General features: G+C 35.6%; 12 protein-coding genes. All 12 read left to right on the top strand.

The genetic code is table 11. The annotated features are described in order from the left end of the window. Nucleotides 1–13 precede the first annotated feature (13 nt). The 12 genes from IGI66_RS09705 to IGI66_RS09650 all read left to right on the top strand — a co-directional run bounded on the left by IGI66_RS09705 (nt 14) and on the right by IGI66_RS09650 (nt 17810). Nucleotides 14–1222, top strand: coding sequence for an ABC transporter ATP-binding protein (locus IGI66_RS09705; protein ID WP_010780256.1), 1209 nt, complete (start codon nt 14–16; stop codon nt 1220–1222). Continuing rightward, nucleotides 1222–4383 (top strand): glycosyltransferase, encoded by a 3162-nt coding sequence (locus IGI66_RS09700; protein ID WP_438848746.1) that lies wholly within the window; start codon nt 1222–1224, stop codon nt 4381–4383. Before IGI66_RS09705 ends, IGI66_RS09700 begins: the two co-directional genes overlap by 1 nt. A gap of 4 nt (nt 4384–4387) precedes the next feature. Continuing rightward, entirely contained in the window at nt 4388–6532 is a 2145-nt protein-coding gene (locus IGI66_RS09695; protein ID WP_438848744.1) for a glycosyltransferase family 2 protein, read from the top strand. A 1371-nt stretch (nt 6533–7903) separates the two neighbouring features. Then, complete coding sequence (locus IGI66_RS09690; protein ID WP_438848742.1) at nt 7904–9367, top strand: O-antigen ligase family protein; 1464 nt, start codon at nt 7904–7906, stop codon at nt 9365–9367. Next, entirely contained in the window at nt 9364–10437 is a 1074-nt protein-coding gene (locus IGI66_RS09685; protein WP_438848740.1) for a polysialyltransferase family glycosyltransferase, read from the top strand. The genes IGI66_RS09690 and IGI66_RS09685 overlap by 4 nt, the downstream gene beginning before the upstream one ends. Beyond that, the gene (locus tag IGI66_RS09680; RefSeq protein ID WP_438848738.1) at nt 10434–11858 is read left to right on the top strand and encodes an oligosaccharide flippase family protein; all 1425 of its coding nucleotides are present in this window, start codon (nt 10434–10436) and stop codon (nt 11856–11858) included. The genes IGI66_RS09685 and IGI66_RS09680 overlap by 4 nt, the downstream gene beginning before the upstream one ends. An 11-nt stretch (nt 11859–11869) precedes the next feature. After that, nucleotides 11870–12883 carry a UDP-N-acetylglucosamine 4,6-dehydratase family protein gene (locus IGI66_RS09675; RefSeq protein ID WP_438848736.1) on the top strand — a complete coding sequence of 338 codons (1014 nt, stop codon included), beginning with the start codon at nt 11870–11872 and terminating at the stop codon, nt 12881–12883. Between the two features lie 5 nt (nt 12884–12888). After that, nucleotides 12889–13899, top strand: coding sequence for an N-acetylneuraminate synthase (gene neuB / locus IGI66_RS09670; RefSeq protein ID WP_438848734.1), 1011 nt, complete (start codon nt 12889–12891; stop codon nt 13897–13899). Next, nucleotides 13899–15047, top strand: coding sequence for a UDP-N-acetylglucosamine 2-epimerase (neuC, locus tag IGI66_RS09665; protein WP_438848732.1), 1149 nt, complete (start codon nt 13899–13901; stop codon nt 15045–15047). Before neuB ends, neuC begins: the two co-directional genes overlap by 1 nt. After that, complete coding sequence (locus IGI66_RS09660; RefSeq protein WP_438848730.1) at nt 15020–15673, top strand: acetyltransferase; 654 nt, start codon at nt 15020–15022, stop codon at nt 15671–15673. Before neuC ends, IGI66_RS09660 begins: the two co-directional genes overlap by 28 nt. 2 nt (nt 15674–15675) lie before the next feature. Beyond that, nucleotides 15676–16821 (top strand): aminotransferase class I/II-fold pyridoxal phosphate-dependent enzyme, encoded by a 1146-nt coding sequence (locus tag IGI66_RS09655; RefSeq protein ID WP_438848728.1) that lies wholly within the window; start codon nt 15676–15678, stop codon nt 16819–16821. Further along, on the top strand, nt 16821–17810 hold the full coding sequence (locus IGI66_RS09650; protein WP_438848726.1) for a Gfo/Idh/MocA family protein: 990 nt from the start codon (nt 16821–16823) through the stop codon (nt 17808–17810). The genes IGI66_RS09655 and IGI66_RS09650 overlap by 1 nt, the downstream gene beginning before the upstream one ends. The last annotated feature ends 2 nt before the right edge of the window (nt 17811–17812 follow it).

Raw genomic sequence — 17812 nt, 5'->3', positions numbered from 1 at the left:
GAGATAAAGTTAAATGACTGAAACAGTAATTGAAATTAACCACTTAACAAAGAAATACGATATGTATAAGAAACCTTCTGATCGTTTGAAGGAAGCTTTAAGTCCAACAAGAAAAGTGTACCACGATGTCTTTTACGCGTTGAATGACGTTAACGTTGAAGTGAAAAAAGGTGAGATGATTGGTTTCATTGGAGAAAATGGGTCGGGAAAATCGACTATTTTAAAAATCATCACCGGCGTACTGACTCCTTCTGAAGGAGAAGTGAAAATTGAAGGAAACATCGCGGCACTTTTGGAGCTGGGTTCAGGATTCAATCCAGAATACAGCGGGTACGACAATATTTTCCTAAACGGAATGGTATTAGGGTACTCTCGTGAAGAAATGGCTGAGAAGGTCGATGATATCATCAATTTTGCGGATATTGGCGACCACTTGTATCAGCCAGTTAAAACATATTCCAGCGGGATGTTTGTCCGTTTGGCTTTTGCGGTAGCTATCAATGTTGACCCGGACATTCTGATCGTCGATGAAGCGTTGGCCGTAGGGGACTTAGAGTTTCAATTAAAGTGTATGGAAAAATTTACTGAGCTGCGCAATGCGGGGAAAACGATTCTTTTCGTTTCCCACGATGTTAATGCGGTGCGTCGTTTTTGTGACCGGGTTTACTGGTTGAAAAATGGGGTAGTAGAAGCAGAAGGCGAAACGATGGAGATCACGGAAGATTACGAAAACTTCCTGAAGAAGAAATCATTAAAAACCGTCGATCGCGACAATTCAACATCAGAAGAATTTTCTGCTTACGATATTGTGGAAGTAAAATCCGCTGAATTATTGGACGGAGATCTGCAACCATTAGAGATCATCGAACAAGATAGCAAGGTCGTAGTGAAGGTGACCTATAATGTCAAAGACGACTCTATTAAAAAACCAGTTCTAGGTGTCGCGATTCGTACAGTAGATAATAACTATGTTTGCGGCTTGAATACACTGTTAGATGAAGAATCGATTCCTTGGAAAAAGGGAGAGAATGTCTTTTATCTTGAATATGAAAAAATGGCACTTTTAGGCGGCGAATACTATTTTGACGTAGCCCTTTTTGAAGAAAATGCAACGGTGCCGCTAGTTTACAAAACGAGATATATGACTATGTTTATCTCCGGTAAATATGTCGGTGAAGGCATCGTCGTTTTGGATCATAAGTGGAAGGACACGATTAAATAATGAAGTATGATTTTGATTTGTCTTTGGAAGAACACACAAGTGTCGGGAAAATTATCAGTCAGATTACAGAAGGTTCGACTGTCTTAGAATTTGGTCCTGGCAACGGTCGGATGACTCAGTATCTGATCAATGAAAAAAAATGTGAAGTATCGATCGTTGAATTCGATCCGGTCTTATTTAAGCACGTCATGGGCTTCGCCCAGGACGGCTTTTTAGGAAATATTGAAGAATACAAATGGAACGATCATTTTGCGACTAAAACCTTCGATTTCATTATTTTTGCGGACGTGTTAGAGCATTTGACCGATTCAGAGAGAGCACTACAAGAGGCCAGCAAATTTTTGGCGCCTAACGGAGAAATTTTGTTGACGTTCCCGAACTTGGCTCATAATTCTGTTTTGATTGACTTGTTCAATAATAAATTGGATTGGAAGCAATACGGTCTTTTGGATCGCACACACAATAGCTTCTACACACAACAGGGCTTTGAAGAACTGTTTGAGCGAATCGGATTAGCCGTTCGGCGAGAAGACTTTACCTACGCTCAAGTTGGACAAAATGAATTGTCAGCTAGCTATGAAGAACTGCCTGAAATGGTACGCTATGATTTTAAAAATCGTCCTTTTGGGGAAGTTTATCAATACTTTTATGCTTTGCGCAAAGAACCTGTGGAACAGGCAGAACGTGTGGTACCTGTGAACTCCAATTACAACAAGCAAGTACAATTGGCTTATTTAATAGAGGACACATTCGAGATCGAACCGTATATTTTTAATAATCAAACCAATGAAAATAAAACAACGGTTCATCAAGCACCGTCTAACGCAGAAAAACTACGAGTAGTTATCGGTAAAGTGCCTGCAACAATCGAATTATCTATCGTAGTTGAGAACAAACTATTACCGATCGAAGAAACAAATGCTTCTTGGTATCAAGAGGACCTGTTTTTATTCCCTAATATTAAAGAAGAACCGTATGTCATTATCGACGGTACGTTGGTTGCAGGCAAGGAATTTACGGTCTCTGTCAATGTTTTGAATGAAGAAGAATTTATTTCCTCTGAAGTGAAAGTCATGCAGGATGTCGCGAACGAAAAAGAGAAGAATCGTCTTCTTTCACTGAAATTGCACTATTTCGATAAGTACGATTATCAATTGAAGACCATTCCATTTGAGGAAGCAACACCTGAAATGAACGGAATCAAACTAACAATTGAGTCGATTGAAAACAACGAGGCTGAAAATGAAGCTATCATCAAAGGCTGGGGATTTTCAGAAGCACATCATTTGCCACTGGACTATCTACTGGCAGACTCGATGAACGCTGTACAAGTGAATGCTATTTATCGTCCTGATGTGAATGAAGTTTTCGGGATTGATTCGACTGAAAAATTTGGATTTATTTTAACAGTTAAAAATAGGCAGGTAGTGGATGACATTAATCTACTAGTAATTGATGATCACGATCAGATATATCCGATTGTCGCGAAAAATGCAAAACCGAAAAATCCGCCAGTAACCAAAAAAATCCGTCATTTATTGGGATCGATCAAACGAAATGGCTTTGCTGGTGCAGTGAAAAACTATCAACGCTCAAAACTGTTAAGTGCCAACTACGAAGAATGGATGACGAAAGTCGAAGCACCCACACGAAAGCAATTGATCGAAGCATCTAAAGAGTTGCCTTTTCAACCAAAAATTTCTCTAGTCGTGCCGGTTTACAATGTAGATGAAAAATGGCTGCGCGCTTGTGTAAAATCATTAACGGATCAAGTGTACCAAAACTGGGAGCTTTGTTTGGCAGACGATGCCTCTCCTAAAGCGCATATCAAACCACTGCTGCAGGAATTGGCTGCTGCGGATGAACGTGTAAAAATTGTTTTACGCGAAAAAAATGGTCATATCTCTGAAGCAACAAATTCTGCGATTGCTATCGCAACTGGAGAATATATCGGGTTTTTAGACAACGACGATATTTTGGCAGATACAGCATTATTGGCAGTTATCAACGCACTGAATGAAAATCAGAACCGTGAATTCATCTATACAGATGAAGACAAGCTTTCGATGAGTGGCAAACGATTTGATCCATTCTTCAAACCTAATTGGAATGAAACGTTGCTCTTAGGGCACAATTACATCACCCATTTTGTTGTTGTGAAGCGTTCGGTCATTGATGCCGTGGGTGGATTGAGAACGGAATTTAACGGAAGCCAAGACTATGATTTTGTTTTACGTGCTACCGAAGCCGCAAAGGAAATTTACCATATTCCCAATATTCTTTACCATTGGCGAACGATCGAGACTTCTGTAGCGATGGATCCTCAAAGCAAAGAATATGCTTATGTGGCTGGCCAAAATGCTTTGCAGGCAGCGCTGGAGCGTCGAAAGCTTAAGGGTGTTGTAACAATGACAAAAAATTACGGTGCGTATAAAATTGACTTCAGCTATGAAACAGAGCCAAAGGTTTCAATCATTTTAAGCGGCAATGCCAACGAAAAACAACTGGCGGCACTTTTAGCCACTGACTGGACGGATATTGAAATTTTAATGTCACACTCGCCCATTGCTGACGAGCGCATTCGCGTGATTGAAGGAAAAAATGAAAATGAGCTGGCTAAGGAAGCGACAGGAGAGTATCTCGTTTTCTTAGCAGAAGAATTGGTTCCAACCAAAAATACCTGGCTGAAAGAAGCGATGAACTTTGTCCGTCTTCCAGATGTCCATGCGGTAACGGGTAAAGTGATCAGTAAAGATGACGCAATCTTGAATTGCGGGGTACTGCTTGATCCAGAAAATGAGCGGGTCGTATACGAACAGCAAGGCCTATCGAACAAGACTATCGGGACCTATTTCCGTCCCACATTGCCACGTGAAATCTATACGGCAACAGAAGACGTGATGATCCTTACAAAAGCGGATTTCTTAGCTTTAGGAGGCTTCGATTTGTCTTTACCGATGCAAGTTAAGGGAATTGACTTCTCAATTCGATTGTCAAAAGAACACAAACGATTGATTTTCGATCCTTACTTCGAAGTTCGCTATCCTGGTGAAAATCATTTTAGTGTAAAAAGTGATGCCTACGCAACGTTAGCGAAAAAGTATTCTCAAGAATTGAACGATCCATTGATCAATCCAAATCAATTCAGCATAGGAGGGTAATCCAATGGCAAAAAATGAACAAGTTTGCATTGATCAATGCAGGTATCATCCAAAAACAAAACAAATGGAAATAAAAGGATGGGCGCTCGATCTGGATTCAAAAGCAGTACCAACGATCGAAATCCATTCTGAGAATGTAATCACTGATAAAATCGAATGGTATCCTCGTTCGGATGTAGCAGCCGCTCATAAAACGAGTGCCAGTCTTGCTGTGGGGTTTAATATAACGATTGAAGCAGCCAATCCATCTGTGCCTCTTACCCTTGATTTTGTTTTTGGGGACCACATTCAAAGCAAGACTTTTACACCGAATGAAGAAATCATGAAAGAGCCAAAACAACCGTCGCAGATTCATGCAATTTATGGAAAAGCACGTAGAGGTCTGGGCTATCTGAAGCGTAATGGGATCAAGGGGACGCTGAGACGCATCAAGCTAGAACAATCAAAGCAATCTGATGAAACCTATCAAACATGGATCGCTGAAAATGAAAATTGGAACCTTGAATCGATTAAGTCAGAAATTGCAGCCTTTAATTACCAACCCGTGATTTCGATTTTGATGCCGGTATATAATGTAGAAGAAAAATGGCTAGCAAAATGTATCGAATCCGTTCAAAATCAGTTTTATCCAAACTGGGAATTGTGTATGGCGGATGATCACTCTACCGATGCGTCAGTTAGACCGCTATTAGAAAAATACGCCGCTCTAGATTCACGAATCAAGATCGTGTTCCGCTCTGAGAATGGACACATCTCGAAAGCAACTAACTCTGCGTTAGAGATTGCTACAGGTGAATTCGTTGCGTTATTAGATAATGATGATGAATTAGCACCGATCGCGCTGTATGAAGTCGCAAAACGTTTGAATCAAAATTCTGATTTGGATTTGATCTATAGCGATGAAGACAAGATCGATATGGATGGCAAACGTTTTGATCCAGCATTCAAGCCGGATTGGTCACCGGATTTATTGTTAGGGACCAATTATATTTCTCACCTGGGTGTCTATCGTCGCTCAATCATGGAGAAAATCGGCGGCTTCCGAGTCGGCTATGAAGGATCGCAAGACTACGATCTCGTCTTACGCTTTACTGAGCAAATCCCTTCAGAGAGAATCGCTCATATCCCGCAAGTGCTGTATTATTGGCGTATTTTACCAAGTTCAACTGCGGCGGATCAATCAACCAAGAGTTACGCGTTCGATGCTGGCTTAAAAGCTGTTCAAGATGCAATACAACGACGCGGAATTCAAGCGACCGTGAATCATGCTGCTGGAAACGGACTTTACGATGTCGATTATAAAGTGTTGTCCGAGGATTTGGTGAGTATAATTATTCCTACGCGAAATGGTTATGACGATGTAAAACGCTGTATCGATTCAATCATTGAAAAAACAACGTATCCAAATTACGAAATCGTCATGGCCGATAACGGTAGCAATCAGCCTGAGATGCAGGACCTTTATGCAAACTACCAGAAACAATTAGGCGATCGTTTTGTAGTAGAATCAATCGATATTCCTTTCAACTACTCTCGCATCAACAACTTAGCCGCGAAAGTCGCAAAAGGAAAATATCTGCTATTCTTGAATAACGATACCGAAGTCATCACACCAGAATGGATGACCAAGATGGTCTCCTTTGCACAGTTTGACCGTATCGGATGTGTCGGTGCCAAATTATACTACCCCAATAATACGATCCAACATGCTGGAGTCATTCTAGGCTTGGGTGGTGCCGCTGGTCACGGGCATCATACCTTCCCGCGCGGAGACTTTGGTTATTTCGGGAAATTAGAGATCAATGTCGATTACTTAGCAGTTACCGCTGCATGCCTAATGATACGTGCAAAAGACTTTGCTGAGTTGAATGGTTTTGATGAAGAGCTGACAGTCGCCTTTAACGACGTTGATTTATGTTTGCGAGAATACGAAAAAGGACACAATAACGTATGGCTGCATGGTGCTGAATTGTATCACTTCGAATCCCAATCTCGCGGCTACGAAAATACTCCAGAAAAACAAGCTCGATTCGAAAAAGAGACCAAGTACATGGAAGATACGTGGACCAAGTATATCGAAAACGATCCTTATTATAATCCAAACTTGACGAGAGTCGGAGGAGACTTCTCGGTGAGGGTAGGGAAATAAGGATAAGCCAAAGGTCTTTTAGATAAAATGTTTGTAAGATGAATCCATATTTTTTATGAAGAAAACAATAGTATCTGTATCGCATTATTTAAAAATTTAATACAAAGCAATATAACAGTAACAAATGGGTGGGCTAAATCGGACAGAAGAAAATGTGCTGAATAATTAAAAACACGCTAGAAGATTTTATGTAAGATATGAATGAAGAACCCTATTCATATGAAATTAAACATTAAATAGTAGATTTATGCCTCACGTAAAATATAATCACTAAGTTATTTTGGACTATCATTTTGTTAATTTAGATAAATAAATCAAGTAGCTCTACGTGGAGAATGATAAAGTGAAGCCGATATCCGGAAGCGAATATGAACTGGAAAAAGTCGTGTAAGATATTTTTTCATAGTCTAGATAGTTCTTGGCCAATCTCAGATCCAATTAAATCGTCGCAGACTTTTTGCAATGTGAAAAAGTAAATTTTACGATTAACATATACGCTAACTAATTTCAGGGCGTCTTTTCTTTATCTACTTATAATGGAGTTGAGACAGACATCTTGCTGAAATGACCGCACATGCGAGAATTCGATAGAAGTATTTCTTACTCTAACCAAACTTATGTATGTACACATTGATAAAATTGGTACTATATCTGTCTTGATACTACTGAATTTGTTTAACCGAGAAATTTATGATGATATTAGAGATGCAATATCAGTCAAAAAATATGCTCGACTTTACTATTTATTGAATAATATGACACTTTTATACAAATTTGGAGAAAATGATTTAATAGTAAAAATAGGCAACCATTTTTAATACTAATATATTCTTTGCGGAAAAATCATGTTTAATATAAAGTGGTTGTTTAACTTACAAGTCGTTCAAAAATGAAATTTGGTTAAATTAATAACGTTTTAAGTAATTTGAATGCTCATAACTAGAATTTATGTGACTATAAGAATTGGTGTAATTAATTACAGTTACACGTGTGACATTGGGTTACAATACTCTGATTGCACATCATAGGTTGAACGTGAATAATCTCCTTAAAAAAATTTTTTGATTGAGGTATTGGTAGGAGAAGATAGTATACTCTTTCTAGCTAATATCGGAATAAAACTCATTGTCAAAGGCTTTTGGACAGATAGCGTTAATTTCCCATGACAACTTATAATTTTTGTAAAAAAAGTATTGTCATTCCACAAATTAAAATTTAGTATGGTATGATACATTTTGAATTATTTAGTTTAAGAAAGGATCGGATTTGATTGAGGTCTTCAAGAGTAATCAAGTAATCACAGATTCTGGGTGTTAAAATCAAATAGCACCTTAAAAATAATAAAATATATTGGAATGGAATGGTAAAAAAGTGGAATTTTATAGTTTTTTAGATAAGACATTGTTAAATAATTTTTATTTCCGTATGATAAATTTATTTGTTTGTTTAATATATTTCATGCCTTCTACAATGAATACTGCAGATATTCCTTCAAAAATTTGTTTTATATGGGGGGGGATAATTGCAATCAATGAATTATTCGTAAAACGTTCAGTTTTTAAAATGAAATACGGGATTCTTCTTTTTCTAGTATTAATTTCATTTGCTATAACTTCTATTCTAAATCGTGATTTCGGACTAGTACGAAATATTTATAATTTAGGTTATCTGGCTATTTCTTGTTTAGTACTCTTTCCCATAGGAGAAGATTATGAATTAGAAATGAAAAACCTCATTAAACTGAGTAATCTTTTTATATGTGTTATCTTATTGGCTGGATTTATTTCTATTATCCAATTTTGTTTTATTATTTCTTATCACGTTCCCACTGGTATACCAGGACTGTTGGCTCGGCAGGGATTCATGGAGTCGAGACTATTTGGAGTATATACTAGTCCAAATGTAGGTGCATTCTTTGGCTTTGTATCTGTAGTTTGTTCATTATTTATTATTTCAAATGAAAAAGAGCGATCAAGAAAGTACAATGTTTTTCTAATTACGAATGGGATAGTTCAACTTCTTTATTACATTCTTTCCTCTTCCAGAGGAGTGCAAATCACTATTTATGCATTCTTACTTTCATTCTTTTTTTTGATGATTGTTAGCAAAAATTTTCGGAATAGAGTTTTAACCTTTTTAAAGCTATCTTTAAAAAAATTCATTGTTGGAGCGATATTAGTTTTACTTTTCTTTAGTATAGGTGTTGACTTTTCTAAATCTATTTTAGGTTATATTCCATTGGTATTAAATAATAGTAAGTTGACATCAAACGATAGTGGAAATATTAAAAAGTCGGAAGAAAATAGAGAAGATGGTAGTAAAATAACTATTGAGCATTCAGAGTCTAGTGCAGAGGTTTCATCTGGTAGATTTACTATTTGGAAAGCGGGCATTACTGTGTGGAAACATAACCCTATATTTGGTTATGGTGATATAAACTTTTATCATGATTCATCAACAAAAAATGCACTATCCGCATTGCACCTTACTGAATTGGATCGCAAAGAATTAAAACGAGCGCATGGAAATATGCATAATGGGTACCTTCAAGTTCTAATAAGTTCAGGTATAATTGGTTTTATATTGATTTATCTTTTCTATGGTTTATCATTTTTTTATATTTTTAAAAATTTTCTCAATCGAAATGATAATGAAATCCTAATTGCTGGTTTAATGCTATCATTTCTAGTGTCAGTATTTGCAAACGAACTTGTTGAGGCACATATTTTGTTTAATAAGCGTGATGCTGTTTCGCAAATATTTTGGTTCGTTTTTGGATTATTAATAATCCAGACTTCAAAATATTCTAAAATTAGAAAGAGTGAAAGTAAATGATTGCCTTCATTGCTTGGACGCCGCTTCAAATTATAAATATAGTCAACATTAAAAAAAATTTTTTCCCAGAAAAGCCTAGCAATCTCTTTATTTACTCTGAGTTTCAAGATGCTGAAAATATTTATGAGAATCTCAACAAGGAAGATATTTTTACAAATATTTTCCTTGTTGATTTTACTCAAATGGGAAGTAAGATGTTTAAAGTGATCAATCTTTTATTGGGGATTGATAAATTCAATCTTATTAATTGTCAATATTCAGATTTTTTCATTTCTGGTAATAATTATTACGCCAAAATAATTTATGAACATATGAAACGGGATAATAGTGATATCAAACTCCATTATGTCGAGGACGGCTTAGCCGCATATGTTTCTGATAAAGTTTTTAATAATGAGCAGTTAACAAGAAAAGTATATCGGAAGTTTAAACGAAATAGTCTGCTAAATGCAATTTTTTCTGATTATTATGTTTATGAACCAGAACTTTCGTGCTTTAATAGCAACTTAGTCAAAATTCCCAAAATCGATCAACAAGATGGATTTGTAGAATTGCTGAAAAGAATTTTTTCCTATACTAGTAAGTATGAGCTTGAAGACAAACTCATATATATAGATCAGCCACTAAAAAGTGATGGCTATGGTATGGATGAAGTAGAAATATTAAATCATATTAGCAAGTTAACTTCAGAAAAAGAAATAGTGGTAAAATTGCACCCTAGGAGCAAGTCTAGTAAGTATCAAGGAATGTACCCGATTATTAAAGCGGATGTACCATTTGAACTGTGTATGCTTTCTGAGGATTTGAACAATAGTATTACGATTAGTCCACTGTCTACAGTTTCTTTTTCAACGAGTATAATGTTAGAGAAAAAGATTCCAACGATGGTTTTATCAGAGTACTTATTAACTCAACCTGTCAAATTGAATGAAAAATCTCATTTTGTTGCTACACAGATTTCGAATTTGTGGAGAAAGCTAAGTGATGAGCAATCGCTAAAAAATTTGCTAATTATGAATCCAAAAAGCAGTAAAGAAATCAAAAAAAATATTTTTGAGGTTTTAAAATGAGTATACTAACTAGTTTAAAAAAATCAAATCTTGTGAAATCGAGTTTTTGGTATACGATAGGGAATTTTTTTATAAAAGGGATTTCTTTCATCACGATTCCAATTTTTGTTAATATCACCACCCAAGCAGAATACGGGTTAATCAATAATTTCACTTCTTTTGTAACCATTTTTTCATTGTTTATTGGACTAAGCTTAAACTCATCTGTTAACAATGCAAGCTTTGATTTCAGAGACCGAATCAAACCTTATTTGTCGAGCATCCTATTTCTATCAACATTAAGCTTTTTAGTTATGATAATTATAGGAAATGCCATTTTTTTATTTACTCAAGCAGTTTTTGATATGAATCAAATGCTTTTTAATCTTATGTTGGTTCAGAGTTATGCAACTTTCTTAATTTCTTATATACAGGCTTATTTTACGATCCACTTTCAACACTTTCGCTATCTAGCATTATCTTTTATTTCAACATTGCTGAATATTGGATTGTCTGTTCTTTTGATGTTAACGGTCTTCTCTGATAATCGATATGAAGGACGAGCTTTTGGTGGTGCAATAGCACTAGGCGTTGTTGGCTTAACAATTTATATGATGGTTATGACAAAAGGAAAGAAATTAATTGACTTTTCTTTTTGGAATTATGCTTTACGCATATCTGTGCCCTTAATACCACACGCTTTAGCGAATGTCATGTTATCACAATTCGATCGGATTATGATCAATTCAACATTGGGTCCTTCTGAAGCAGGTGTTTATTCTTATATAAGTAATATTGGAATAATACTAAGTGTTATTTGGACCTCAACGAATAATGCCTGGGTTCCGTGGTTTTACAACGAAATGGAACAAAAGAATGATGCGAAAATTTTTCGAGTGTCCCAATATTATATATATGCTTTTACTACAATTGCATTGGGGACGATGACCATATCAATTGATTTGGCTAAGTTTATGGCACCCTCTGATTATTACTCAGGGTTATCTCTCGTTATTCCAATTAGTTTAGGGTATTTTTTTCAGTTTCTTTATAGCTTTCCGGTCAATACGGAATTTTATAAAAAGAAAACAAAGTATATTGCTTTTGGCACAGTTGCAAGTGCGGCAGTAAATATTGTTTTAAATCTTATTTTCATACCTAAATATGGTGTTATTGCAGCAGGGTATACTACAACGATTACTTATTTCTTATTATTTCTTTTCCATTACCCTATGGCTAAAAGATTTGTTAATAAACAGTTGTTTCCTACCAAAACGATTATAACTACAATTTCAATAATGGTAGTTTATTCGATATTTTTGCATGCATTTTTAGGTAATATATTCATTCGATATATCGGCTTATTGTTCATTAGTGTAGGTGCGTTGCTGTATTTTAGAAAAAATAAAGATAAATTCAAAGCCGATTCAAAATTAAAATAGGAGTGTTGAAAATGTTTAAAGGAAAGACAATTTTGGTTACAGGTGGTACTGGTTCAATTGGAAGTGAAATCGTGAGACAGCTATTGAAGCATGATCCTAAAGTAATTAGAATATTTAGTCGTGGAGAAGAAAAACAATTTTATATGCAACAAGAGCTGAAAGACTATAATAATGTTCGTTTCTTAATTGGAGACGTACGTGATTATAAACGCGTTGAATATGCGAGTAAAGATGCAGACATTATTTTTCATGCAGCAGCAATGAAGCATGTGCCTGCAAGTGAGTATAATCCAATGGAAGCTGTCAAGACCAATGTTCTTGGAACGCAAAATGTTATTGAAGCAGCGATTCATAATAATATTGAGAAATTGGTAGCTATTAGTACTGATAAAGTTGTTAGTCCTCAAAATACAATGGGGGCAACAAAACTTTTAAGTGAAAAGCTTGTGGTTGCAGCTAATCAATATAAAGGAAAAACACGGACAGTTTTTTCTTGTGTACGCTTTGGGAATGTCATGGGATCAAGTGGTTCAGTAATTCCACTGTTTTTGGAGCAGTTAAAACACAACATTGATATTACTTTGACAGATAAGAACATGACAAGATTTATGATGTCCATACCTCAAGCGGCGAAACTAGTATTAGCTGCAGCAGCTCATTCGGTATATGGTGAAACTTATGTTCTAAAGATGCCCTCGATAAAAATTAGTACATTAGCAAAATCACTCCAAAATCACTATAACGCTACAAATACTAATCCATATACTGGGAAAATTGTAGAAGTTGGAATTCGTCAGGGTGAGAAACTGTATGAAGAATTAATGACTTATGAGGAGATCCAACGAGCCTATGAAAACGACAATATGTTTATAATTCCCCCGACTGATCATGCAAGTGATCCTATTTATAAAAAGTATGATCATATTTCGATTACAAGTTATTCGTCGGATGATACTGATTTTATGAGCGAAAAAGAATTTGTCGATACTTTGAAAAAAATTAATATTTTAGAAAAGGATGAATAACTAGTATGGTAGGAAAGAAAAAAACATATATAATTGCAGAAATAGGTGTAAATCATAATGGGAGTCTGGCTATTGCTAAAGAAAGCATTTTAGCAGCAAAAACTTCAGGAGCGGATGCTGTAAAATTTCAAACTTTCAAAACAGATAAATTAGTGACAAAACGGGCTGAAATGGCTAGTTACCAAAAAGAAAATACGAGTAGAGTTGAGTCACAATATGATATGTTAAAACGCTTGGAGTTAACTAATAATGATTTTTTAGAGTTACGAATTTTTTGTGATCAACAAAAGATTGACTTTCTCTCATCGCCTTTCGATGAAGAAAGTGCCAGTCTATTAAAAGAGATTGGTGTGAAAGCTTTCAAATTAGGTTCAGGAGAATTGACAAATATTCCATTTTTGAGACAACTCGACTTATACCAACTCCCTGTTTTACTTTCTACTGGAATGGCAGATATGGATGAAGTAAAAGAAGCGGTCTCTTGTTTTAAATACAGTCCTGTTACTATTCTTCACTGTACAAGTAATTATCCTGCAGATTTTTCTGATATCAATTTGCGAGCAATATCTACTTTATCAAATGAATTAGGGTTACCAGTGGGTTATTCGGATCATTCTAATGGCTATGAAGTCGCTATTTGTGCTGTTGCTATGGGGGCAAAGGTAATTGAGAAGCATTTTACCTTGGATAGAAATTTACCAGGGCCAGATCATAAAGCTTCCCTTGATCCCGCACAATTTCAAGAATTTGTAGATAATGTTAGATTAGCAGAGACTTTCTTAGGAGATGGTATCAAAAGATGTATGCCATCTGAGGAGAGTACACGTATGACTTCTAGAAAAAGCGTTGTTTCAAAAGTCGAAATCAAGGCAGGGACTAAGATTACGCAGGACATGGTAACAATAAAACGCCCGGGAACAGGAATCGCCCCTGCAAAAATATATTCATTAATAGGTAGAGAAACATCTGAATTAATTGAAATAGATACTGTTATCACAGAGGATGTGCTTAAATAGTGAAAGAAATTGTAATAGTTACTGGAACTAGAGCAGATTATGGAATTTATCGACCTGTTGCAAAAGAATTAGTTAGAGATGGCTGGAAGGTATCATTTTTAGTATCAGGAATGCATTTAGTTACAAAATATGGATATACAGTGAACTTGATTGAGGAGGATGGTTTTCGTGTTATTCGTAAAGTTGACAGCTTATTTCTTGAGAATACTAGAAAAAATATGGCTCGGACTACCGCAGTTGAACTTAATGAATTCGCTGTTAGCCTTAGCGATGAAATGCCAGACTTTGTCTTATTATTAGGAGACCGTGGAGAAATGCTCGCAGCAGCAGTTGCTTGTCTATATCTAGGTATTAAATGCGCTCATCTTCACGGAGGTGAAGTATCAGGTACAGTTGATGAATCCATCCGCCACGCAGTTTCAAAGCTTTCAAATGTTCATCTTGTAGCTACAGATGGGGCAAGAAAAAGATTGATTAAAATGGGTGAGGATCGATGGCGTGTCAATGTCGTAGGCGCTCCGCGGATTGATTCTATTCTGAATGATGATTTTCCTGATTTTGATCAAGTATCAAAAAAATACAACTTACTGATCAAACCCAAGAAATATGTGCTACAACTATTTCATCCTGTAGTAACAGAATATAATGATATCAAAAGGCAAGTTGATAATTTGATTGATTCAGTAAAGTACCTGGATTATCCGATTGTTTGTGTCTTACCTAATTCAGATGCTGGAGGAGACCTTATACGGAAAGCCTATCAGGCACTGGAGTTAACTAATATTTATTTTATTACCAACTTTGAACCAGATGAATATCTTATAATATTAAAAAATGCTAAGATTCTAATAGGTAACTCTTCATCTGGCATCATTGAAGCCCCATCATATGGGATACCAGTTGTGAACATCGGCTCCAGACAAAATGGAAGGGAACGTTCAAAAAATATCATTGATACTAGAGCAAATACTTCCGAAATAACACTAGCGATTAAAGAGGCAATCACAATTTCAAATTTGACACAATCACGTTCAATAGTTAATGTATACGGAGACGGAAATAGTTCTAAACGAATTATTAAAATTTTAAATGACATTATAAGAGAAGAGAACGATGAAAAATGGTTGAAAAAGCGAATAACGTATTAAACAATCGTGTGATATTGGTTGGTGCTGGAGGACATGCCAAGGTAATATTTGAAATATTGCAGACTTTGCAAGTAAGAGAAGTTGTTTTTTTCGATGACGTTGTACAGACCTTTAAGGATCTGAAATATTTAGGTACTATTTCAGATCTTTTCCGCCAAAAACAATCTTTTTTTTCCAATGTTCAAGTGATTATTGCGATTGGCAATAATTATGTACGTAAAGAGATTGTTGAAAAATTATCCCACTTAGATGTTCAATATATGACAGTCATTTCACCTAATGCATTTATTTCCCCATCTGCATTAATTGATGAAGGAAGTGTAGTGATGCCCAATACTGTGTTGAACCCGGATTGTAGAATTGGGAAACACTGTATTATTAATACTTCTTCGATAATTGAACATGATGATTACATTCAAGATTATGTTCATATATCACCCGGAGTTAAATTGGCAGGAGATGTCAGGGTTTATGAAGGAGCTCATGTAGGAATTGGGGCTTGCTGTATACAGGGAATAACTATTGGTAAGTGGTCTATAATTGGTGCGGGTGCAGCAGTTGTAACAGATATTTCAGAACGAGTTTTAGCTTTGGGCGTTCCAGCAGTAGAAAAGGGAGAGAAATAATAATGAATGATAAAATTTTATTATCTAGTCCACATATGGGCGAAAATGAACAAAATTATGTTAAAAAGGCTTTTGATGATAACTGGATTGCTCCTTTAGGTGAAAATGTTGATAAATTTGAGCAAGCAATCTCTGACTTTGCTGGTTCTAAAGGGGGAGCTTCTGCTACAATTTCAGGAACAGCTGCCATTCATTTAGCATTACGTTTATTAAACGTTGGAAGAGATGATATTGTATTTGCACCATCTTTTACTTTTATAGCAACAATTAATCCTATTTTATATCAAGGAGCTGTCCCAGTATTTATAGATTCAGAGCCAGAAACTTGGAACATGAGCCCAATTGCCCTTGAAAGAGCTATGGTAGAAGCTGAATACAATAATCGACTTCCAAAAGCAATTATTGTTGTTGACTTGTACGGGCAGATGGCCAAATATGATGAAATTTTGACAATTGCGAAACGCTACAATGTTCCTGTGATTGAAGATTCAGCAGAATCGTTAGGCTCCATTTACAAAGGTAAGAAGGCTGGAACCATGGGAGATATTGGTATCTTTTCTTTTAATGGAAATAAGATAATTACTACTTCTGGTGGTGGCGCCCTTATCTCCGAAGATAAACAGTTCGTAAATCATTCACGATTTTTGGCAACACAAGCTAGGGATGCGGCACCGTATTATCAACACACAGAAATCGGTTATAACTACCGTTTGAGTAATGTTTCCGCCGGCATTGGTCGTGGACAAATGGAAGTTTTACCAGATCGAATTTTCCGGCGCAGACAGATTTTTAAGAATTATTTTAATGAATTTGCATCAATTGATTCAATTAGAATGATGCCTGATATAGAAGGATTCGAGCCTAATCGTTGGTTGAGTACATTGACATTAGAAAACAGTGAGGATATAAATGATGTTATTAAGGTCGTACAAAAGATGAATGAGTTAAACATTGAGACACGTACGCTGTGGAAACCGATGCACATACAGCCTTTATTTAAATCTTCTTTATTTTATGAGCATACTGAAAATCAGGTTCCAGTTTCTGAAACTTTATTTAATAAAGGATTATGTTTACCATCAGGTACAAATATGAATGATGAACAGCTTAGTTATGTTATTGAGAAATTTAAAGAGGTAGTTGAGTAATGAGTAAAAGAGTAGTTGCTGTTGTTGGTCTCGGATCAATGGGAAAAAGACGCATTCGGCTAATTAATCAATATGATTCTACTATCTCAATTATTGGAATTGACTCAAATTTGTCCCGAAGAAATGAGATTGAAAATCATTGCAGCATGGAAACCCATGAAACAATCGAAGAAGCTATTTCGAAGCACACAATAACGGCTGTTTTTGTGTGTTCGCCACCTATCAGTCATAAGACTATTATTATGAAGGCTTTATCTTTGGGACTAAATGTTTTTACTGAAATCAATTTGTTGAATGATTATTACGATCAAGCGATTCAATTAGCAAAAGAAAAAGGACTACTTCTGTATCTTTCGTCGACCTTTTTAAAGCGACGCGAAATCCAATATTTAATAAAAGCAATTAGTGAAGATCCAAAAGTTAGTTACCAATATCATGTTGGACAATACTTACCCGATTGGCATCCATGGGAGGATTATCGCGATTTCTTTGTCTCAGACGTACGAACAAACGGTTGTCGAGAAATAATGGCTATTGAATTTCCTTGGTTGATTAAGGCTTTTGGAAATATAATAGAATACACAGTTGAGAAGAATAAGTATAGTAATTTGGAAATAGGATATCCTGATAGTTATTCATTACTATTTCGTCATGATACCGGAATTCAAGGGACGATAAACATCAATATTATATCAAGACAAGCCAAAAGAGATTTAATAGTTATTGGAGAAAAACTGTATATCGAATGGGGGGGAGCTCCAAACTTATTGTATAGATGGAATAATAGAGATAAGTCATTGGACAAAGTCACATTATATGAGGATACTACCATAGATAAAAATGATAGTTATTCAGCTACTATTATTGAAAATGCTTATTTTGAAGAAGTTAAGGAATTTTTTGAGTGTCTTAAGAATGATTATTCACCAACATATTCATTTCAGCAAGATAAAAAAGTAATTGATTTAATCAATAAGATTGAGGGATAAAA

The organism is Enterococcus sp. AZ048, from assembly GCF_051715125.1.
GTDB lineage: Bacteria > Bacillota > Bacilli > Lactobacillales > Enterococcaceae > Enterococcus_A > Enterococcus_A gilvus.
The sequence above is the reverse complement of the archived record's forward strand: the minus strand, read 5'-3'. Positions and strand labels throughout refer to the sequence as shown.